This is a genomic window from Mycobacterium sp. SMC-21, from assembly GCF_045310825.1.
Lineage (GTDB): Bacteria > Actinomycetota > Actinomycetes > Mycobacteriales > Mycobacteriaceae > Mycobacterium.
This window is the reverse complement of sequence record NZ_JBJIAO010000010.1, coordinates 112,147-132,998: the sequence shown is the minus strand read 5'-3', so window position 1 is coordinate 132,998 and position 20,852 is coordinate 112,147. Positions and strand designations below refer to the sequence as shown.

17 protein-coding genes and 1 pseudogene are annotated in these 20,852 nt (G+C 68.6%); 9 read left to right on the top strand and 9 right to left on the bottom strand.

Features of this window, described 5'->3' with window-relative positions; genetic code table 11:
• The first annotated feature begins 50 nt into the window (after positions 1 to 50).
• From sucB to ACJH6H_RS13070, 5 genes are read left to right on the top strand one after another with little or no spacing between them, the layout of a single operon-like run.
• Complete coding sequence (gene sucB, locus ACJH6H_RS13090; protein ID WP_346414659.1) at positions 51 to 1,844, top strand: 2-oxoglutarate dehydrogenase, E2 component, dihydrolipoamide succinyltransferase; 1,794 nt, start codon at positions 51 to 53, stop codon at positions 1,842 to 1,844.
• 4 nt (positions 1,845 to 1,848) lie between these two features.
• On the top strand, positions 1,849 to 2,757 hold the full coding sequence (locus ACJH6H_RS13085; RefSeq protein WP_212812116.1) for a TIGR01777 family oxidoreductase: 909 nt from the start codon (positions 1,849 to 1,851) through the stop codon (positions 2,755 to 2,757).
• A 25-nt stretch (positions 2,758 to 2,782) separates the two neighbouring features.
• Positions 2,783 to 3,475 carry a lipoyl(octanoyl) transferase LipB gene (gene lipB, locus ACJH6H_RS13080; RefSeq protein WP_212812117.1) on the top strand — a complete coding sequence of 231 codons (693 nt, stop codon included), beginning with the start codon at positions 2,783 to 2,785 and terminating at the stop codon, positions 3,473 to 3,475.
• The gene (gene lipA, locus ACJH6H_RS13075; protein WP_406775016.1) at positions 3,472 to 4,404 is read left to right on the top strand and encodes a lipoyl synthase; all 933 of its coding nucleotides are present in this window, start codon (positions 3,472 to 3,474) and stop codon (positions 4,402 to 4,404) included. Before lipB ends, lipA begins: the two co-directional genes overlap by 4 nt.
• Positions 4,405 to 4,419: 15 nt before the next feature.
• Positions 4,420 to 5,175 (top strand): DUF4191 domain-containing protein, encoded by a 756-nt coding sequence (locus ACJH6H_RS13070; protein ID WP_212812118.1) that lies wholly within the window; start codon positions 4,420 to 4,422, stop codon positions 5,173 to 5,175.
• A gap of 68 nt (positions 5,176 to 5,243) precedes the next feature.
• On the opposite strand, the gene ACJH6H_RS13065 is transcribed toward ACJH6H_RS13070, so the two are convergent.
• On the bottom strand, positions 5,244 to 5,735 hold the full coding sequence (locus ACJH6H_RS13065) for an RDD family protein (protein WP_212812119.1): 492 nt from the start codon (positions 5,733 to 5,735) through the stop codon (positions 5,244 to 5,246).
• 168 nt (positions 5,736 to 5,903) lie between these two features.
• On the opposite strand from ACJH6H_RS13065, the gene glnA (ACJH6H_RS13060) reads away from it, so the two are divergent.
• The 3 genes from glnA (ACJH6H_RS13060) (at position 5,904) to ACJH6H_RS13050 (ending at position 8,462) form a co-directional block, all read left to right on the top strand.
• Complete coding sequence (gene glnA / locus ACJH6H_RS13060) at positions 5,904 to 7,340, top strand: type I glutamate--ammonia ligase (protein WP_073698180.1); 1,437 nt, start codon at positions 5,904 to 5,906, stop codon at positions 7,338 to 7,340.
• 226 nt (positions 7,341 to 7,566) lie between these two features.
• On the top strand, positions 7,567 to 7,893 hold the full coding sequence (locus ACJH6H_RS13055; protein WP_346414660.1) for a darcynin family protein: 327 nt from the start codon (positions 7,567 to 7,569) through the stop codon (positions 7,891 to 7,893).
• Between the two features lie 152 nt (positions 7,894 to 8,045).
• The gene (locus ACJH6H_RS13050; protein ID WP_346414661.1) at positions 8,046 to 8,462 is read left to right on the top strand and encodes a DoxX family protein; all 417 of its coding nucleotides are present in this window, start codon (positions 8,046 to 8,048) and stop codon (positions 8,460 to 8,462) included.
• Here the strand turns inward: ACJH6H_RS13050 and ACJH6H_RS13045 are convergent, their stop codons facing one another.
• The 7 genes and pseudogenes from ACJH6H_RS13045 to ACJH6H_RS13015 form a co-directional block, all read right to left on the bottom strand.
• A complete protein-coding gene (locus ACJH6H_RS13045; protein WP_346414662.1) occupies positions 8,463 to 9,317 on the bottom strand; it encodes a TIGR03619 family F420-dependent LLM class oxidoreductase in 855 nt (284 codons plus the stop codon).
• A complete protein-coding gene (locus tag ACJH6H_RS13040; RefSeq protein WP_346414663.1) occupies positions 9,314 to 9,949 on the bottom strand; it encodes a PaaI family thioesterase in 636 nt (211 codons plus the stop codon). Before ACJH6H_RS13040 ends, ACJH6H_RS13045 begins: the two co-directional genes overlap by 4 nt.
• Positions 9,950 to 9,954: 5 nt before the next feature.
• Positions 9,955 to 12,915 carry a bifunctional [glutamine synthetase] adenylyltransferase/[glutamine synthetase]-adenylyl-L-tyrosine phosphorylase gene (locus tag ACJH6H_RS13035; protein ID WP_406775015.1) on the bottom strand — a complete coding sequence of 987 codons (2,961 nt, stop codon included), beginning with the start codon at positions 12,913 to 12,915 and terminating at the stop codon, positions 9,955 to 9,957.
• Positions 12,916 to 12,943: 28 nt separating this feature from the next.
• Complete coding sequence (gene glnA, locus ACJH6H_RS13030) at positions 12,944 to 14,287, bottom strand: type I glutamate--ammonia ligase (protein WP_406775014.1); 1,344 nt, start codon at positions 14,285 to 14,287, stop codon at positions 12,944 to 12,946.
• Positions 14,288 to 14,369: 82 nt separating this feature from the next.
• Positions 14,370 to 15,912, bottom strand: a pseudogene (locus ACJH6H_RS13025) (alpha/beta hydrolase).
• 108 nt (positions 15,913 to 16,020) lie between these two features.
• Positions 16,021 to 17,535 (bottom strand): alpha/beta hydrolase, encoded by a 1,515-nt coding sequence (locus ACJH6H_RS13020; protein WP_318985206.1) that lies wholly within the window; start codon positions 17,533 to 17,535, stop codon positions 16,021 to 16,023.
• Positions 17,536 to 17,593: 58 nt separating this feature from the next.
• Positions 17,594 to 18,997, bottom strand: coding sequence for a WS/DGAT/MGAT family O-acyltransferase (locus tag ACJH6H_RS13015; RefSeq protein ID WP_406775013.1), 1,404 nt, complete (start codon positions 18,995 to 18,997; stop codon positions 17,594 to 17,596).
• 162 nt (positions 18,998 to 19,159) lie between these two features.
• Here ACJH6H_RS13015 and panB point away from each other — a divergent pair, with 162 nt between their 5' ends.
• Positions 19,160 to 20,005 (top strand): 3-methyl-2-oxobutanoate hydroxymethyltransferase, encoded by an 846-nt coding sequence (gene panB, locus ACJH6H_RS13010; protein ID WP_020104426.1) that lies wholly within the window; start codon positions 19,160 to 19,162, stop codon positions 20,003 to 20,005.
• Between the two features lie 64 nt (positions 20,006 to 20,069).
• On the opposite strand, the gene ACJH6H_RS13005 is transcribed toward panB, so the two are convergent.
• Positions 20,070 to 20,849, bottom strand: a complete 780-nt coding sequence (locus tag ACJH6H_RS13005; protein ID WP_406775012.1) for an enoyl-CoA hydratase/isomerase family protein — start codon at positions 20,847 to 20,849, stop codon at positions 20,070 to 20,072.
• Positions 20,850 to 20,852: the final 3 nt, after the last annotated feature.

Sequence of the window (20,852 nt, the reverse complement as noted above, 5' to 3'; positions counted from 1 at the left end):
GGCCCTGTAGACATTCGAAGTGACGAGCGACTTTTCGAGGAGTCAACGTAATGGCCATCTCCGTCCAGATGCCCGCACTCGGTGAGAGCGTTACCGAGGGGACCGTCACTCGATGGCTCAAGCAGGAGGGCGACACCGTCGCGGTCGACGAGCCCCTGCTCGAGGTGTCCACCGACAAGGTCGACACCGAAATCCCGTCGCCGGCAGCCGGTGTCCTGACCAAGATCGTCGCGCAGGAAGACGACGTGGTCGAGATCGGCGGCGAGCTCGCCGTCATCGGTGAGGCCGGCGAGTCCCCGGCTCCGTCCGCCCCCGAGCCCGCCGCGGCACCCGAGCCGGAGCCCACCCCGGCTCCCGAGCCCGCCGCCGAAGCCCCGGCTCCGGCCGCCGAAACTCCCGCGCCGGCACCCGCATCGGCCCCCGCCCCGGCCGCCTCCGACGCGACCGACGCCACCTCGATCGTGATGCCGACGCTCGGCGAGTCCGTCACCGAGGGCACCGTGACCCGCTGGCTCAAGAAGGTCGGCGACTCCGTCGAGGTCGACGAGCCCCTGGTCGAGGTGTCCACCGACAAGGTCGACACCGAAATCCCATCGCCGATCGCCGGCGTGCTCCTGTCCATCACCGCCGACGAGGACGACGTCGTGTCCATCGGTGGCGAGCTCGCCAAGATCGGTGCCGCCGGTTCGGCCCCGGCCGCCGCCCCGGCCCCCGAGGCCCCGGCACCGGCACCCGCCCCCGAGCCTGCCGCCGCGCCGACGCCACCGCCGGCTCCCCCGGCTCCGGCCGCACCGACCCCGCCGCCGGCCCCCGCACCCGCTCCCGCCCCGGCCGCTCCGGCGCCCGCCGCTCCGGCTGCTGCGGCCCCGGCCGCGTCGTCGTCGGACGACGCCAGCCCGTACGTCACCCCGCTGGTGCGAAAGTTGGCTGCCGAGAACAACGTTGACCTCGCATCGGTGCAGGGCACCGGTGTCGGTGGTCGCATCCGCAAGCAGGACGTGCTCGCCGCGGCGGAGGCCGCCAAGGCCCCGGCCGCACCTGCCGCCGCTTCGTCCGCCCCGGCCCCCGCAGCTCCGGCGGCGAAGGCCCCGGCCGCCGCACCGGCTCCGGCCCTGGCGCACCTGCGTGGCACCACGCAGAAGGCCACCCGGATCCGGCAGATCACGGCCAAGAAGACGCGCGAGTCGCTGCAGACCACGGCGCAGCTGACGCAGACCCACGAGGTCGACATGACCCGCATCGTCTCGCTGCGGGCGCGCGCCAAGAACTCGTTCGCCGAGCGCGAGGGTGTGAACCTGACCTACCTGCCGTTCATCGCCCGCGCGGTGATCGACGCGTTGAAGATCCACCCGAACGTCAACGCCAGCTACAACGAGGAAACCAAGGAGATCACCTACTACGACGCCGAGCACCTCGGCTTCGCGGTGGACACCGAGCAGGGCCTGCTGTCGCCGGTCGTGCACAACGCCGGTGACCTGTCCCTCGGTGGCCTCGCGCGGGCGATCGTCGACATCGCCGACCGCGCCCGCTCGGGCAATCTGCGGCCCGACGAGCTGGCCGGTGGCACCTTCACGATCACCAACATCGGCAGCCAGGGCGCCCTGTTCGACACCCCGATCTTGGTCCCGCCGCAGGCGGCCATGCTCGGCACCGGCGCCATCGTCAAGCGGCCGCGCGTCGTCGTGGACGAGAGCGGCAACGAGTCGATCGGTGTCCGGTCGGTCTGCTACCTGCCGCTGACCTACGACCACCGCCTGATCGACGGCGCCGACGCCGGACGGTTCGTGACCACCATCAAACGTCGTCTCGAAGAGGGTGCGTTCGAGGCCGACCTGGGGCTGTAATCCCATGGCGCACGCGGTCATTGCCATCGCGGGCTCGTCGGGACTCATCGGTTCCGCACTGGTGTCGGCGCTGCGCGCGACCGACCACCGGGTGGTGCGCATCGTGCGCCGGCAGCCGGCCAACGCCGACGAGGTGTACTGGAACCCCGACGCCGGCGACTTCGACTGGCGCACGCTGCGTGACGTCGATGCCGTGGTCAACCTGTGCGGCGTGAGCATCGGGGCGCGCCGCTGGTCGGGAGCGTTCAAGCAGAGCCTGCGTGACAGCCGGATCGTCCCGACCGAGGTGCTGACCGACGCCGTCGTCGACGCCGGGGTGCCCGTGCTCATCAACGCCAGTGCCGTTGGCTTCTATGGCGATACGCGCGACCGCATCGCCGATGAGCGATCCCCCGCCGGCACCGGCTTCCTGGCCCGGCTCTGTCTGGACTGGGAGGCCGCCACCCGGCCGGCCGCCGACGCCGGCGTCCGCGTCGTGCTCGCGCGCACCGGCCTCGTGCTGGCACCGGCCGGCGGCATGCTGGCTCGGCTCCGCCCGGTCTTCGGGCTCGGCCTCGGTGCCCGGCTGGGCAGTGGGCGCCAGTACATGCCGTGGATCACGCTCGAGGACGAGGTGCGGGCCCTGCTGTTCGCGCTCAATCACGACGACCTGTCCGGCCCGCTGAATCTGACGGGCCCGGCGCCGGTGACCAATGGCGAGTTCACCGAGGCGCTGGGGCGGGCACTGCACCGCCCCACCCCGCTGCTGATGCCCGGTTTCGCGCTGCGGGCCGCGCTCGGCGAGTTCGCCGAGGAGGGACTGCTCGGCGGCCAGCGGGCCATCCCGGCCGCGCTCGAGGACGCCGGCTTCGAGTTCCACCAGCGGACCATCGGCGAGGCGCTGTCGTACGTCACCGCCCCCAACGCGGCCTGACTCCGGCAGGCGTAGCGTCAGTTCAGTGACGATCCGATCTGCCTGCGGCCCGATCGACGTGCGCCGCCTCGGCACCATCGACTACAACGACGCCTGGGAGCTGCAGCGCGAGCTCGCCGCCGCCCGCTCCGACGAGCGCGGCAACGACACGCTGCTGCTGCTCGAGCATCCGCCCGTCTACACCGCCGGCCGCCGCACCGAACCGCACGAGCGGCCGGTCGACGGCACCCCCGTCATCGACACCGACCGCGGCGGCAAGATCACCTGGCACGGCCCCGGGCAGCTGGTGGGCTACCCGATCATCGGCCTGGCACAGCCGCTCGACGTCGTGAGATTCGTTCGGCTGCTCGAGGATGCGCTGATGACGGTGTGCGGCGACCTGGGCCTGCAGACCATCCGGGTGGACGGCCGGTCCGGTGTCTGGCTGCCGGCCGACGACCTGCGGCCCGAACGCAAGATCGCCGCCATCGGCATCCGCGTCGCCCGCGGCACGACGCTGCACGGCTTCTCGCTGAACTGCAACTGCGACCTGACGGCGTTCGGCGGCATCGTCCCGTGCGGCATCGCCGATGCGGGCGTCACGTCGCTGACGAAGGAGTTGGGCCGCGAGATCACGCCCGAGGACGTCATCGACCGGGTGGCCGAGGCAGTGTGCGAGGTACTCGGCGCTCCGTCCGTCAAGGCGCTCGGCGCCGCGGCACTAACATCGACACCATGAGCGTTGATCCCGGTAACCACAAGCTGCTCCGCCTGGAGGTCCGCAACGCGGAGACGCCCATCGAGCGCAAGCCGCCGTGGATCAAGACCAAGCTCAAGATGGGCCCGGAGTACAAGGACCTCAAGAGCCTGGTCAAGCGCGAGGGCCTGCACACCGTCTGCGAAGAGGCCGGCTGCCCCAACATCTACGAATGCTGGGAGGACCGCGAGGCCACCTTCCTGATCGGTGGCGAGCAGTGCACCCGCCGCTGCGACTTCTGCCAGATCGACACCGGCAAGCCCGCCGACCTGGACCGGGACGAGCCGCGCCGGGTGGCCGAGAGCGTGCACACTATGGGCCTGCGGTACTCCACCATCACCGGCGTGGCCCGCGACGACCTGCCCGACGGCGGCGCCTGGCTGTACGCCGAGACCGTCCGCCAGATCCACGCGCTCAACCCGAACACCGGTGTCGAGCTGCTGGCGCCCGACTTCAACGGTGTGCCCGCACTGCTCGAAGAGGTCTTCGACTCACGTCCAGAAGTGTTCGCGCACAACGTCGAAACCGTGCCGCGCATCTTCAAGCGCATCCGCCCGGCGTTCCGCTACGAGCGCAGCCTCGGCGTCATCACCGCCGCCCGCGACTACGGCCTGGTGACCAAGAGCAACCTGATCCTGGGTATGGGTGAGACGCCCGAGGAGATCCGGGTGGCCCTGCAGGACCTGTACGACGCGGGCTGCGACATCGTCACCATCACGCAGTACCTGCGTCCGTCGCCGCGGCACCACCCCGTCGAGCGGTGGGTGCGACCGGAGGAATTCGTCGAGCACCAGCAGTTCGCCGAGGGTCTCGGGTTCGCCGGTGTCCTGGCCGGACCGCTGGTCCGGTCGTCCTACCGAGCCGGCAAGCTGTACGCCCAGGCTGCCCGGTTACGGCCACCGGTTTCCTGAATCTATCCTGGTGGCATGGCGAAGACCACCAATCCTGCCGCTGTGAAGGCCGCGAAGGCCGAGGCGAAGGCGGCGCGCAAGGCCGCTTCGAAGCAGCGCCGAGCCCAGCTCTGGCAGGCGTTCCAGATTCAGCGCAAAGAGGACAAGCGGCTGCTGCCGTACATGATCGGCGCGTTCGTCCTGATCGTGGGGCTCGCCGTCGCGATGGCCGCGTACTCCGGCGGCATCTTCAGCTGGATCACGCTGCCCATCCTGGGTGTGCTGCTCGGCGCGCTGGTCGCGTTCATCATCTTCGGCCGACGCGCGCAGAAGTCGGTCTACAGCAAGGCTGACGGCCAGACCGGCGCGGCGGCCTGGGCGCTGGACAACATGCGCGGCCAGTGGCGCGTCACGCAGGGCGTCGCCGCCACCGGCAGCTTCGATGCCGTGCACCGCGTGGTCGGCCGGCCGGGTGTGATCTTCGTCGGCGAGGGTTCGCCGCAGCGCCTGAAACCGCTTCTGGCGCAGGAGAAGAAGCGCACCGCACGACTGGTCGGCGAGGTGCCGATCTACACCATCGTGGTCGGCAACGAAGAGGACCAGGTGCCGCTGGCCAAGCTGGAACGGCACCTGACCAAGCTGCCCGCCAACATCACCACCAAGCAGATGGACGCCCTCGAGTCGCGCCTGGCCGCCCTCGGTACCAAGCTGGGCCCCGGCGGCCTGCCCAAGGGCCCGCTGCCCGCGGGCGCCAAGATGAAGGGCATGCAGCGCACCGCGCGTCGCAAGTAGCCCGCCGCCTGCGATTTGTGCACGATTTTCCGCGCTGACCGCGGAAAATCGTGCACAAATCGCTTCGGTCAGCGGCGCAGGACGGCGGTGTTGGTCAGCCGGTCCTGCAGCCCGCGGCCGTCGGCGTCGGTGAACAGCGCCGGCACGGCCAGCAACACCAGCAGCATGCGGACGAAGGCGCGGCCGAGGCCGACGTACTGGCTCCGGCCGACGGACACGACGCGCAATCCCAGTGCGAACTGGCCCGGCGTGAAGGTGAAGAGCCGCACCGACACCGTGCCGACGACGACCCAGGCGATCACCGCGGGTGTGCCGTGCCAGACGTATTGGTATTCGTATTCGCTCAATCCGCCGAACACCACACTCAGGGTGCCGAGGCCGTAGCAGATCAGCCAGTCCACCAACAACGCGGCGAAGCGGCGCCCGAATCGGGCGAGGGAACCCGGGCCGGTTTCCGGCAGGCCGAGGGCTTTACCCGGGTACGTGGAGTCATCAACGGGGCGCTGCGATTCGGGCCCGGACAGCCACGAACCGAGCCGGAATTCATCAGCACCTGCCATGGTGTCAGGATAGGCGTGCGCGCTCATGCAACCGAACCGCGCGGCGGGTGGCCCACGGTTCCAGGAACCACCGATCGCGTAACGTCCGCGAAACATACGGTTGATTGGCGTGCAACATCGTGTCCCTAGGTTCAACCGCGGGTAACACCAGTAAAGGAGATCACTTACGTGGCAGAAAAGACGTCTGACGACATTTTCAAGCTGATCAAGGACGAGAACGTCGAGTACGTCGACATCCGTTTCTGCGATCTGCCTGGTGTTGTCCAGCACTTCTCGATCCCGGCTTCGGCTTTCGACGAGAGCGTTTTCGAAGACGGCCTCGCGTTCGACGGTTCGTCCGTGCGCGGCTTCCAGTCCATCCACGAGTCCGACATGATGCTGCTGCCGGACGCCAACACCGCGCGCATCGACCCGTTCCGCGCCGCCAAGACGCTGAACCTGAACTTCTTCGTGCACGACCCGTTCACGCGTGAGGCCTACTCCCGTGACCCGCGCAACGTCGCACGCAAGGCCGAGAACTACCTGAAGAGCACCGGCATCGCCGACACCGCGTACTTCGGTGCCGAGGCCGAGTTCTACATCTTCGACTCCGTGGCCTTCGACTCGAAGATCAACGGCACGTTCTACGAAGTCGACTCCGAGTCGGGCTGGTGGAACAGCGGCGAGCCCTACGAGGCCGACGGCTCCCCCAACCGCGGCTACAAGGTCCGCCCCAAGGGTGGCTACTTCCCCGTCGCGCCGTACGACCACTATGTCGACCTGCGTGACGAGATGTCGACCAATCTGATCAACGCCGGGTTCACCCTGGAGCGCGGCCACCACGAGGTCGGCACCGCCGGCCAGGCCGAGATCAACTACAAGTTCGACACGCTGCTCGCCGCGGCCGATGACGTGCTGCTGTTCAAGTACATCATCAAGAACACCGCGTGGGCGAACGGCAAGACCGTCACCTTCATGCCGAAGCCGCTGTTCGGTGACAACGGCTCGGGCATGCACGCCCACCAGTCGCTGTGGAAGGACGGCAAGCCGCTGTTCCACGACGAGTCCGGCTACGCGGGCCTGTCCGACATGGCGCGCCACTACATCGGCGGCATCCTGCACCACGCCCCGTCGCTGCTGGCGTTCACCAACCCGACGGTGAACTCCTACAAGCGTCTGGTGCCGGGCTACGAGGCCCCGATCAACCTGGTGTACAGCCAGCGCAACCGCTCGGCGTGTGTGCGTATCCCGATCACCGGCAACAACCCGAAGGCCAAGCGCCTCGAGTTCCGTTGCCCGGACAGCTCGGGCAACCCGTACCTGGCCTTCTCGGCGATGCTCATGGCCGGTATCGACGGCATCAAGAAGAAGATCGAGCCGCTGGCCCCGGTCGACAAGGACCTCTACGAGCTGCCGCCGGACGAGGCCGCCAACATCCCGCAGGCCCCGACCTCGCTGGCCAGCGTCATCGACAAGCTCGAGGAAGACCACGACTACCTCACCGAGGGTGGCGTGTTCACCGAGGACCTGATCGAGACCTGGATCTCGTACAAGCGCGAGAACGAGATCCTGCCGGTGCAGATTCGCCCTCACCCGTACGAGTTCTCGCTCTACTACGACTGCTGAGTCGCGAGCACACGAACTGCCCCTCTCCTCCGGGAGAGGGGCAGTTCTGTATCGGGGTGACGACGTCGGGGGTGCCCGCTTGCCCACCGCGAACAAGTACGGTAGCCTAACCATCGCGAGCGTCACTGCTCGCGGTGCTGACAACCTCACAGGTCAACGGAGAGATTCGTTGGCCTTTTTCGTTTCTCTCCAGCCCTATTCACAAGCGAGAGAATGAGGTTCGCCCATGTTCACGGTTTTCCTGTTGGTCAAGACCAACCCCGAGTGGCTCGGTTTCCCGGTCGCTAAACGGTTCGACGAACTCACGCTGCATCTGCAGCCGATCCTCGATCGCCACAAGGCGGTCAACTTCACGTGGTACGACACGGAGTTCTACACCGCCCGGGTCACCGATGTCTGGATGCTGACGGCCGCAGACCCGCACGAGTATGAGCTGGCGGTCGAAGAGCTGCGCGAAACACCGCTGTGGGACCGGTATTTCGCCATCGTCGAAATCCTGCCCGGAGTCGCGAATGCCTACGCGGACAACTACGGCCGGGCCGCTATCGGATGACCGGTAGCCGGGTTGCCTCTCCCTCCGGGGAGGGGCAGCCCGGTGGCTCAGCACCCGTCGCCGCGGCGCTGTGAGGCAAATCGCGAGAATTTGCTCCCATTCCGCAATCTCGCAGCACCTGGCGCGTCACAGGAACCTCATATGATGTCGCCATGGCTCAGACTGACATCGAATCCCGGCTCGACGCTGTAGCTCCCATCGTGCTCTCCGTGTTCCGGATGGTCATCGGCTTCCTGTTCACGCTCCACGGCGCCACCACGCTGTTCAAGTGGCCCGTCGACACCAATCCCGGCATGGCCGCACCGGATTTCGGTAGTTTTCCGGGCTGGTACGCCGGCGCCATCGAGCTGATCGTCGGCATCCTGGTGTTCACCGGTCTGGCCACCCGCATCGCGGCCTTCATCGGTTCCGGCGAAATGGCTTTCGCCTACTTCATGGCGCACCAGCCGAAGGGCCTGCTGCCCATCGCCAATGGCGGCGAGCCGGCGGTGCTCTACTGCTTCGCGCTGTTCCTGCTGGTGTTCACCGGCGGTGGCGCCATCGCGCTGGACGCGCTGCGCAAACGCTAGTTACAGGCCCCGGTCCACGCGAAACCGCTTGAGTCCGTCGATCTTCTCGGCCAGCGTGGCCGTCGGACCGCTGTAGAACATCCACGGCATCGTGACGTTGCCGGTGATGCCGGCCCGCGCGGCGCGCTCGAAATGCTCCGGCAGATAGGCGTCGGCAAGCGGTGTCAGGATCTCGTAACCCTCGAGCGGTAAACCGTTTTCGACCCGCAGTTCGCGCACCCGCGTCGCCGCGGCGATGGCCTGGTCGGTGGTGATCAAGTCGCCGATCCAGCCGTCGTTGCGCGCAGCCCGGCGCAGGGCGATCTCACTGAGCCCGCCGACGTAGATGGGCACCGGCGGCGGCGTCGGCTCCATCTCGAGCCGCGGCACCTGGTAGAACTCGCCGTCGAACGATGTCCAGCCCGGTTGCCACAGCTGCCGGATCAGCTCCAGTATCTCGTCGGTGCGCTTGCCGCGGCGCTCGAAAGCCTGCCCCATCAAGGCGAATTCGTCGGCACACCAGCCCACACCGACACCGAACTCCACGCGGCCACCGGACAGACAGGCCGCGGTCCCGACCGACTTCGCGACCGAGAACGGGTCACGCATCCCCGGGATGTACACCGTCGTCACGAATTTCACGCGGCTGGTCACCTGCGACAGGGCACCGACGAGCACCCACGGGTCCGGCCAGTGCGTGAACGGCTGCCAGCGCCGCTGCCCGTCGGGTGTGTACGGGTAGGGCGTGCTCAGCGTCTCCAGGTTCACCACGTGGTCCGGGATGGCGATGCCGTCGTAGCCGAGATCATCTGCGGCCCGGGCGATCTCGGTCACCTCGCTGATGTCGAGGAATGCCAGGGAGACGTAGAACCTCACTCGCGCGCCCAGGAGGGCCTGATGAAGATGCCGTCGGCCTCCACGCTGACACCGTCGACATCGGACAGCGTGCCGCGGGCGAACGTCTTGACGCCGTCGACACGGTCGATCCAGGCCTCGGCCCGCACCGGCCCCTGCTTGGTCCCCCGCACGTACCGCAACGTGATGGTCCCCGTGAAATGGGGCTTGGTCAGCCCGTCACTGGCCGCCTCCCCGAGAATGTGGTCGAGCACCAGGGCGCAGATGCCACCGTGCACCAGGCCGGGCGGCCCTTCGTAGGGCAGGCCCAGTTCGAACTCGGCCCAGCACCGGCCGTCCCCTTGCCCGCCCTCGTGGTGGATCTCCATCGGCGGGGCAATCGCATTGCGCACGCCCACAGCCGGATTCGTGTAGGCCAGCGGCCGTCCGGTGTCCGCGTTCCGTAGCGTCGAGGTGCTGTTGTGCTGCACCGCCACGAGCCGGTCGGTGACCGATTCGATCGCCGCCTGCGCCTCGGCGATGGTGGCCTCGTCGACACCGGTCCGGATGCCGGCGTCGATCAGCCTGCGCACCGCATCGGTGAACGGTCGGTACACCGCCAGCTGACGCTCGTATTCCGCATCGCTGATCACGTCGAACGGAAAATCACTCACGCTGCCTACTCCCCAAACACCTTGCGCACCACGGTTTTGGCACGACGGGTCACGCGCAGATAGTTGTCCAGGAAGGCGCCGCCGTCGCCGCTCGGCCACCCGGCCGCCACCGCGACCGCGTTGAGCTGACGGCCCGGACCGGGCAGTTGGTCGGTCGGCTTGCCGCGCACCAGCACCAGGGCGTTGCGCGCGCGGGTCGCGGTCAGCCAGGCCTGCCGCAGGATGTCCGCCTCGTCGCCCTCGATCAGCTGGGCCGCCTCGATGGCGTCCAGCGTCTGCAGCGTCGAGGTGTTGTGCAACGTGGGAACCTGGTGCGCATAACGCAATTGGAGCAACTGCACGGTCCATTCCACGTCGGCCAGGCCACCGCGGCCCAGCTTGGTGTGGGTGTTCGGGTCGGCGCCGCGGGGCAACCGCTCGGCGTCGACGCGGGCCTTGATGCGCCGGATTTCGCGCACCGCGTCCGCCGAGACGCCACCGGGCGGGTACCGGGTCTTGTCGGCCATCAGCAGGAATCGTTCACCCAGTTCCAGGTCCCCCGCCACGCGGTGGGCCCGCAGCAGGGCCTGAATCTCCCACGGCTGCGCCCACTGTGCGTAGTACGACTCGTAGGACGCCAACGTCCGCACCAGTGAGCCGTTGCGGCCTTCCGGCCGCAGCCCGGCGTCGACCTCCAGCGGCGGGTCGCTGCTGGGCTGCCCCAACAACGTCCGCACCTGTTCGGCGACCCCGATCGCCCAGCGCACCGCGGCGGACTCGTCCGCCCCGGCCGCGCCCTCGACGGGTTCGCACACGAACATCACGTCGGCGTCCGACCCGTAGCCCAGTTCGCCGCCGCCGAGCCGGCCCATGCCGATGACGGCGATGCGCGCCGGCGGGCCGGCGGGTCCCGAGCGTGCCCGGATCACCGCATCGAGCGCGGCCTCCAGCACCGCGACCCACACCGAGGTCAGCGCCTTGCAGACGTCGACCACCGGCAGCAGCCCCAGCAGGTCGGCCGACGCCACGCGCGCCAGTTCGCGACGGCGCAGGGTGCGTGCCGCGGCGATGGCGCGGACCGGGTCGGCGTGCCGGCCGGCCGAGGCGACCAGCGCGCGGAACACCGCATCCGGTTCCACTTCAAGCAGTTTCGGCCCCTGCGGACCGTCGGCGTACTGCTGCAGGACTTCCGGCGCCCGCATCAGCAGCTCCGGCACATAGGCCGACGTGCCCAGCACCCGCATCAGCCGCTTGGCGACGGCACCCTCGTCACGCAGGGTGGACAGGAACCAGCGCTGGTCCCCCAGTTCCTCACTGATCCGCCGGTACGCCAGCAGGCCCGCGTCCGGATCCGGGGTGTCCGACAGCCAGTCCAGCAGCGTCGGCAGCAGCACCTGCTGCACCGTGCCGCGGCGACCGCTGGCGCTCGTCAGCGCGGCGAGGTGCGTCAGGGCGCTCTGCGGGCCTTCGTAACCCAGTGCGGCCAACTGTCTTTCGGCCGCGGCGGTGGTCAGGCTCGGGCCGAACTGGTTTCCCACTTCGAGCAGCGGCTGATAGAAGAGCTTGGCGTGCAGGCGGGACACCCGCATGTTCTGCCGCTTCAGGTCCTCGCGCAGGACGCCGAGCGCGTCGTGCTGACCGTCGGGCCGGATGTGCGCCGCGCGCGCCAGCCAGCGCCACGCCTCGTCGTCGCCGTCCTCGGGCAGCAGGTGGGTGCGCTTGAGTCGCTGTAGTTGCAGCCGGTGCTCAAGCAGCCGCAGGAACTCATAGGACGCAGTGAGATTCGCGGTGTCGTCGCGGCCGATGTAACCGCCGGAGCCGAGCGCCGCCAATGCGTCGACCGTCGAGGCGACGTGCAGCGAATCGTCATTGCGGCCGTGCACGAGCTGCAACAGCTGCACCGCGAACTCGACGTCCCGCAGGCCACCCTTGCCCAGTTTCAGCTCGCGGGTACGCACCCCGGCGGGCACGAGATCCTCGACGCGGCGCCGCATGGCCTGCACGTCGGGCACGAAATCCTCACGGTCACAAGCAGTCCAGACCATCGGCATCAGCGCGTCGATGTACTGCTCGCCCAGCTCGGCGTCACCGACGGCCGCGCGGGCCTTCAAAAGCGCCTGGAATTCCCAGGTTTTGGCCCAGCGCTGGTAATACGCGACGTGCGACTCCAGGGTGCGGACCAGCTGGCCGGCCTTGCCCTCGGGCCGCAGCGCCGCGTCGACCTCGAAGAAGGTCTCGCCGGCGAACCGCATCATCTCGCCGGCCACCCGGGTGGTCACCGAGTCCGCCGTCTCCGCCACGAAGATGACGTCGACGTCGCTGACGTAATTCAGTTCGCGCGCACCGCATTTGCCCATTGCGATGACCGCGAGCCGGGGACCGGGCTCGTCGCCGCACACCGTGCGGGTCGCCACGACCAGTGCCGCCGCGAGCGCCGCGTCGGCCAGGTCGGACAGGTGCTCCCCCACGGTGACATACGGCAGCACCGGCTCGTTCTCGACCGTCGGCGCGACGTCCAGCGCCGCCAGCACCAGGATGCGGTCCCGGTAGTAGGTCTGCAGCACCGCGGAAGCCGTTGGGGTACCGGCGACTTCGGATGCCAGCCGCTCGAAGTCCTCGAGCAGCTCGGCGCGCGACGGCAACGTGATGTCACCGTGCAGCAGTCGCCACGAAGCGGGGTGTGCCACCAGGTGATCACCCAGGGCCAGCGACGACCCCAGCACGGCGAACAGCCGGCCCCGCAGGGCCGTGTCGGTCACCAGCAGCGAGCTGAGCTCGGCCCAGTCACCCTCGAGGGCGTCGGCGATGCGCACCATGGCGCGCAGGGCGCTGTCGGCGTCAGGGGCGCGCGACAGCGACCACAACAATGGGACGTGCGCGTCGGTGTTCCAGCCGAGCCGGTCGAGGTCCGCCCGCGCCGTGGGCGCCACCAACCCGAGGCGCCCGACGCTGGGCTGTGTGGGGCGCTGCGTCGCGGGGTTGGGCACCACCCGACGTTAGCGCACCATCACGGCGTCACAGCGACAGGTATTCCTTGAGTTCGAACGGTGTCACGTGGCTGCGGTAGGTCTCCCACTCGCTGCGCTTGTTCCGCAGGAAGTAGTCGAAGACGTGCTCCCCCAAGGCCTCGGCGACGAGTTCAGACTTCTCCATCTCGGCCAGCGCCACACCGAGGCTGCTCGGCAGCTCCTTGTAGCCCATCGCGCGACGCTCCTCGGGCGTCAGGTTCCAGACGTTGTCCTCGGCCTGCGGCCCCAGTTCGTAGCCCTTCTCGATGCCACGCAGGCCGGCGGCCAGCAGCACCGCGAACGCCAGGTACGGGTTGCATGCCGAGTCGGGGCTGCGCACCTCGATACGGCGCGACGAGGCCTTGCGCGGCGTGTACATCGGGACCCGCACCAGGGCGGAGCGGTTGGCCGCACCCCACGACGCGGCGGTCGGGGCCTCGCCGCCGTGCACCAGACGCTTGTAGGAGTTCACCCACTGGTTGGTGACGGCGCTGATCTCGCTGGCGTGCGTCAGGATGCCGGCGATGAAGGACTTCGCGACGTCCGACAGCTGCAGCGGATCGTCGGCGCTGTGGAAGGCGTTGGTCTCGCCCTCGAACAGGCTCATGTGGGTGTGCATCGCCGAGCCCGGGTACTGGCTGAACGGCTTGGGCATGAACGTGGCCCGCACGCCCTCGTTGATCGCGACTTCCTTGACCAGGTACCGGAAGGTCATGACGTTGTCGGCCATCGACAGGGCGTCGGCGTACCGCAGGTCGATCTCCTGCTGGCCGGGTGCGCCCTCGTGGTGGCTGAACTCCACGGAGATGCCCATGGACTCGAGCGCCTCGATGGCGTGCCGGCGGAAGTTGGGGGCCGAGTCGTGGATGGCCTGGTCGAAGTAGCCGTTGTTGTCGGCCGGGACCGGCACCGAGCCGTCGTTGGGGCCGGGCTCCAGCAGGAAGAACTCAATTTCCGGGTGCACGTAGCAGGAGAAGCCCAGATCGCTGGCCTTGGCCAGTTGCCGGCGCAGCACGTGCCGCGAGTCGGCCCACGACGGCGAGCCGTCGGGCATGGTGATGTCGCAGAACATGCGGGCCGAGTAGTGCTTGCCGGTGCTCTTGGTGGTCCACGGCAGCACCTGGAACGTGGACGGATCCGGGCGGGCCACCATGTCGGCCTCGGAGACGCGGGCGAAGCCCTCGATGGCGGATCCGTCGAAGCCGATGCCCTCTTCGAAGGCGCCTTCCAGCTCGGCCGGCGCGATCGCCACGGACTTGAGGTATCCGAGCACGTCGGTGAACCACAACCGGACAAAGCGAATGTCGCGTTCTTCCAGCGTGCGCAGCACGAATTCCTTCTGGCGATCCATGTCCGCAGCGTAGGCAGCAGCTGTTAAATCCGTGTTACCAAGTGGACTCTGTTCGGCATGTTTCACAGGTGAGACGCTCTGCTCAGCACCGCAATCCCGCCGCCGGCAGCACGGACTGCGTCAGGAACGCCACCACGGCCGTGTCGACGCACCGGTTGCCGTTGAACACGACGGTGTGCTGCGTGCCCTCGAAGCTGATCAGTGAGGCGCCGAGTTCGCTTGCCAGGTTTCACACCGGCTTGATACGGCGTGGCCGGGTCGTGCGTGGTGGACACGACGACGACCTTGCCCGGGCCGGGCGACGCCGGCGTGTGGGGGCGGGACGTCGCGGGCACCGGCCACATGGCGCAGACGTCGCGCGGCGCGTAGCCGGTGTACTGGCCGTAGCTCATGAACGGCGCCAGCTGGCGCGCGCGCTGGTCGGCGGCGGCCCAGGTCGCGGGATCGGTCGGGAACGGCGCGTCGACGCACCGGATCGCGGTGAACGCGTCCTGCAGGGGCGCGTAGTGCCCGTTCTGATCACGGTGCTGATAATCGTCGGCCAGCAGCAGCAGATCGCCGGCGTCGCCGCCGCGCTGCAGTCCGATCAGCCCACTGGTCAGAAACTTCCAGTACTTCTTCGTATAGAGCGCGTTGATGGTGCCGGTGATCGCGTCGGAGTAGCTCAGGCCCCGTGGATCGGACGTCAGGCCCGGGCGCACGGCGAGCGGATTGACCAACTGCTGGTACCGCGCCACGAACTGCGTCGGGTCGTTGCCCAGCGGGCAGCCGACGGACTGCGCGCAGTCCGTCGCATAGTCGTTGAAAGCCGTTTGGAATCCGGCCAATTGGAGCAGGTTCTCGGTGACGGGATCGGCATTGGGGTCGACGGCGCCGTCGAGCACCATGGCGCGCACCCGGTCCGGGAACCGTTCGGCGTAGGCCGCACCCAGCTCGGTGCCGTAGGAGAAGCCCAGATAGTTGATCTGCGTCTCACCGAGCGCGGCGCGCACCACGTCCATATCCCTTGCCGCCGAGGCGGTTCCGACATTGGCCAGGAAGCTGCTGCCCATCTGCTGCAGGCAGTCCTGCGCCGTGCGGCGGCTGACGGCCTCGATGTGCGCCACCCCGGCCGGGCTGTAGTCGACCATGGGGTCGCGGCGGTTGGCGTCGAATTCGGCGTCGCTGCGGCACCGCAGTTGCGGCGTCGAATGCCCCACGCCGCGCGGGTCGAAGCCGACGAGATCGAAGCTGCGGCCGATCTCGGTGTCGGACAGGACGGCGCCCATGCCCGCGACGGTGTTGACGGCCGACGCTCCCGGACCACCGGGGTTGACGAGCAGCACGCCGAGGCGCGGGCCCGAGGCCGGGACCCGGATGACGGCCAGCTTCGCTTGTGGCCCTTGCGGATCCGCGTAGTCGACGGGGACGCTGATGTTGGCGCACCGCGCTGTCGGCAGGTCCGTGGTGTCACCGATGACGGGTTCGCAGCTGCCCCAGGCCGGCGCCTGTTCGTAGTAGGACTGCAGCGATTCGGGGGCCGCGTGCGCGACCGATCCCGGCGCGGCGCTGATGGCCACCAGCAATCCGACGACCCCTACCGCACACCGTCGTCCACGACCACCCGCCCGCCACATGGCACACATGGTCGCACGGCGCGCAGCCCAGCCGAAGCCTGGTTCCGGAGGGAGACAACCCGGCAATCAGACGGTGACCGAACAGTTATCTCCCGGCAGCACCGGACTTTTCGCGAATCAGCATTTCGCGCCCGCCTCGGGCACGGTCCCGTTGACCAGATAGCCGGCCGCGTGTTCGTCGACGCAGCTGTTGCCCTGGAACACCACGGTGTGCTGCGTGCCGTCGAACGTCAGCAAGCTGCCACCGAGCTCCTTGGCCAGGTCCACGCCGGCCTGGTACGGCGTCGCGGGGTCGTGGACCGTCGAGACCACCAGCGTCGGCGCCAGGCCCTTGACCGAAATCTCGTGCGGTTTCGACGTCGGCGGCACGGGCCAGAACGCGCAGGTGCCGAGCGGCGCGTCGCCGGTGAACTGGCCGTAGCTCATGAACGGCGCCACCTCGCGGGTGCGCTTGTCCTCGGCAATCACCTTGGCGCGGTCGGTGATCGGCGGTTCGTCGACACAGTTGACCGCCACCCGGGCGTCGGTCGAGTTGTCGTAGTGGCCGTCGGCATCGCGACCCATGTAGGCGTCGGCGAGCCGCAGCATGATGTCGCCGTGGCCGCCCGCCAGCTCGGTGAGGCCTGCGGTGAGGTCCTTCCACATCGCCGGTGAGTACAGCGGCAGGATGGTGCCGACCAACGCGTCGCTGTAGCTCAGACCGCGCGGATCCTTTGTGGGAGCAGGCTTTTGGACCAGCGGGTCGACCAGACTGTGATAGACGTCGTTGACCTTGGCCGGGTCGGTGCCCAGCGGGCAGTCCGGGTTGGTGGCACAGTCGGCGGCGTAGTTGTTGAACGCGGTCTGGAACGCGGCGGCCTGGTTGATGTCGGCTTCGATCGGATCGGCGTTGGGGTCGACGGCGCCGTCGAGGATCATCGAGCGCACCTTGTCGGGGTAATCCTCGGCGTATTGGGCGCCGATCCGGGTGCCGTACGAGTAACCGAGGTAGGTCAGCTTGTCGTCGCCGAGCGCGGCCCGGATGGCATCCAAATCCTTGGCGACGTTGGCGGTTCCGACGTTCTCGAGGAACTCCTTGCCCATCTTGTCGACGCAGCGCTGCACGAACGCCTTGGTCTCGGATTCGATGTGCGCGACACCGGCCGGCGAGTAGTCGACCTGCGGGTCGGCGCGCTGCCGGTCGTTGTCGGCGTCGGAGTTGCACCACACGGCGGGTTTGGAGGACCCGACGCCGCGGGGGTCGAAGCCGACGAGGTCGAAGCGCTGCCGCACCGAGTCGGGAATGTTGTTGAGCAACGACACCGCGGCGCTGACGCCGGACTCCCCCGGACCGCCGGGGTTGATCACGAGCGAACCGATCTTGTCGCCGGTCGCCTTGATCCGCAGCAGCGCCAACTGGGCGACGTCGCCGTCGGGCTTGCTGTAGTCGACGGGCACCGACAGCATCGCGCACTCGGCGCCCTTGGGGATGCGCGACTGCGAGTCCGGGGACGTGGTCTGGCACGGCGACCACTGCAGGGGCGCGCCCGGCTTCGGCACCGCGCGGGTGGCGCGTCCGTCGATCACCTGGCTGCAGCCTGTCGCCAGCACGAGCACCATTGCTGCGGCGAGACTCCCCCGTCTGAGGTTCATGGTCGACCATGGTGCCATGTGCGCTGGTCTGACCTGATGAGGGCGTTGCCGCGCGCCCTCAGACGGTGGCGGCGGCAACCAGTTCGTCCAGCGCGGCGGCGAACTCGTCAGCCATGTCCCACAGGTCCGGAACCAGTTCCGGGCACGAGATCAGGCCGACGTCGAGCGTGCCGTTGAGCGACATCACGGTGATGTTGAGCCCAGAGCCGTGGAACAGCGGACCCAGCGGGTACATCGCCTTGACCTCGGCGCCGAGCATGTACAGCGGATCCTGCGGCCCGGGCACGTTCGAGACGACGAGGTTGTGCACGGGCTTGGCCTCCGCGAGGCCCGTCGACGCGAACACCCGCATCGCGGCCCCGAACACCGACGGCGCGGCGAACTGCGACCAGTCCTGCAGCAACGTCGCGCTGATGGCCGAACTGTGTTGTTTGGCAACGGTGCTCGAGTCGGCGATGGCCCGCAGGCGCTCGGCCGGGTCCTCGATGGTGGTCTCGAGTTTGGCGAACATGCCCGACACCTGGTTGCGGCCCGGGCGGTCGGATTTGTCGCGCACCGACACCGGGCACATCGCCACGAGGGTCGACTCCGGCAGCGCGTCGCGCTCGGCGAGGTAGCGCCGCAGCGCGCCCGACACCAACGCCAGCACGACGTCGTTGACCTTGACGTGGAAGTGGTTCTTGACGGTCTTGATGTCCGCCAGGTCCAGCTGGGCGAAGGCCACGTTGCGGTGCGCGGTGACGTTGACGTTGAAGGCCGTCTTGGGTGCGGCGAACGGTGCCGCCATCGTGAGTCCCTTGGTTGCCCGGCGGACGGTGTCGATGACGGTCGTCGCCGTCGAGGGCAATACATTGGCCAGCTTCAGCGGCCGGGTGAAGTACTTGACCGCGCCGCCCACCGCGATCTCGAGTTCGGACGCCGTGCCGGCGGCCGCCACGGGCTCTGGCGCCGGCGCGTCCGGCTCCAGCGTGCACAGTTGCGACATCAGGTTGGCGCCGGTGACGCCGTCGATGCCGGCGTGGTGCATCTTGGTCATCACCGCCAGCCGCCCGCCGTCGTGGGCGTCGGTGCCGGCGATGTTCTCGATCACCCACATCTCCCACAGCGGGCGGCTGCGGTCCAGCTGCAGCGCGGCGATGTGGCCGCAGATCTCGGACAGCTCGACGCGCCCGCCCGGGCCCGGCAGCCCGATCCGGTGCACGTGCCGGTCGATGTCGAAATCCGGGTCCTCGACCCACACGGGGTGGTCGAGGTTGAGCGGTGAGTCGGCCAGCTTCTCGCGGAACTGCGGCATGGCCGCGATGCGCTCGCTGAGCATCTGCCGCATCTTGTCGAAGGTGTAGCCGCCCGGAATGGTCGCGGCGTCGAGTTCCAGCACCGCGCACACGTGCAGCGGCTGCTGGGCGGTCTCCAGATAGAGGAAGCTGGCGTCGAGTCCGCTGAGCCGTTGGTATCCGGGCATGGGCGTGATCGTAGGCGGCTCAGCTGACCCGATGTGAGGCATTCCACTTCATGTGTCGTTCACCTTGGGGGTGCGGTGGTGGCAGACTTGACGGCGTCAAACGTCCCGGGGACCCGATATGGGCCTCGAGGTTCGTACCGACCAACACATTTGAGGACGACGATGTCTGATCAGGTTTACGGCGCTGCCCCGGAGTCTGTCTGTAAGACCCCGCGAACCAAGATTCGTACCCACCACCTGGCGAAATGGAAGGCCGAAGGCCACAAGTGGGCGATGCTCACGGCCTACGACTACTCCTCTGCCCGCATTTTCGACGACGCCGAGATTCCCGTCCTGCTCGTCGGCGACTCAGCGGCCAACGTGGTCTACGGCTACGACACCACCCTGCCCATCACCATCGACGAGCTGATCCCCCTGGCCCGCGCGGTCGTCAAGGGTGCCCCGCACGCGCTGGTGGTCGCCGACCTGCCGTTCGGCAGCTATGAGGAAAGCCCCCGGCAGGCGCTCGCGACGGCGACCCGGTTCATGAAGGAGACCGGCGCCCACGCGGTCAAGCTGGAGGGCGGTGAGCGGATGGTCGAGCAGATCGCCGCACTGACCCAGGCCGGCATCCCCGTCGTGGCCCACATCGGTTTCACGCCGCAGAGCGTCAATGGGCTCGGCGGGTTCCGGGTCCAGGGCCGCGGTGAAGCCGGCGACCAGACCATCCACGACGCCATCGCCGTCGCCGAGGCCGGCGCCATCGCCGTCGTCCTCGAGATGGTGCCGGCCGAGCTGGCCACCCAGATCACCGGCAAGCTGACCATCCCGACCGTCGGCATCGGCGCCGGCGCCAACTGCGACGCGCAGGTGCTGGTGTGGCAGGACATGGCGGGCATGACGGCAGGCAAGACCGCCAAGTTCGTCAAGCGCTTCGGCGATGTCGGTGCCGAATTGGGCCGTGCCGCACGGCAATACGCCGCCGAGGTGGCTTCCAGCGTGTTCCCCGCCGAGGAACACTCCTACTGAGTACGACTGTGAGGGCTGTGCAGGCAATTCCGCGAAAATGCCTGCACAGCCCTCACACTCGTCGTCAAGAGAATTCCGGCTTGCGCTTGCCGACGAAGGCGCCGACGCCCTCTTTGCCGTCCGGTGACCCGGCGCACTTGGCGATCAGCCGGCCCTCGCGTTCCAGCTGGGTCTCGTAGTCTGCGCCGTAGGTCGTCAGCAGCAGCTGCTTGACGGCGGCGTTCGAGCCGCGCGCCTGCGTGGCGACGTCGGCGGCCAGGGCGTCGAGCGCGGCGGGCAGCTCGGCGTCGGGCACGACGCGCGTGACCAGACCCCAGTCGGCGGCCTCGGCCGCGGTGAGCACGCGGTTGGTGATCATGAGTTCCTGGGTGCGGCGCAGCCCGATCAGCCGCGGCAGGACGTACGACGATCCGCCGTCGGGGCTCAGACCGGCCTTGGTGTACGCCATGGTGAACGACGCGGACTCGGCGGCGAGCACCAGATCGCCCGAGACACCCAGCGGGAAGCCCGCACCGGCGGCGACGCCGTTGACGGCGGTGATCAGCACGGCATCCATGCGGGCGAACGTCGACATGGCGCGGTGCAGGTCGTCGGCGATGCCCTTGACGAACGCTCCCGGATCCGCGGCGGCGGCCATCGCCTTGAGGTCGCCACCGGCGCAGAAGAATCGGCCGGCACCGGTCAGGGTCACGACCTTCACCGCGGCGGTGTCGCACAGCGCGGCAGCGGCCGCGAGGTCGCGCGTGAGCGCGTCGTTCATGCCGTTGGCCGCCTCGGGCCGGTCGAGCACGATATTCACGATGGCACCGGACTGGGCGAACTTCAGGGTCTCGAATTCGGTCATGGG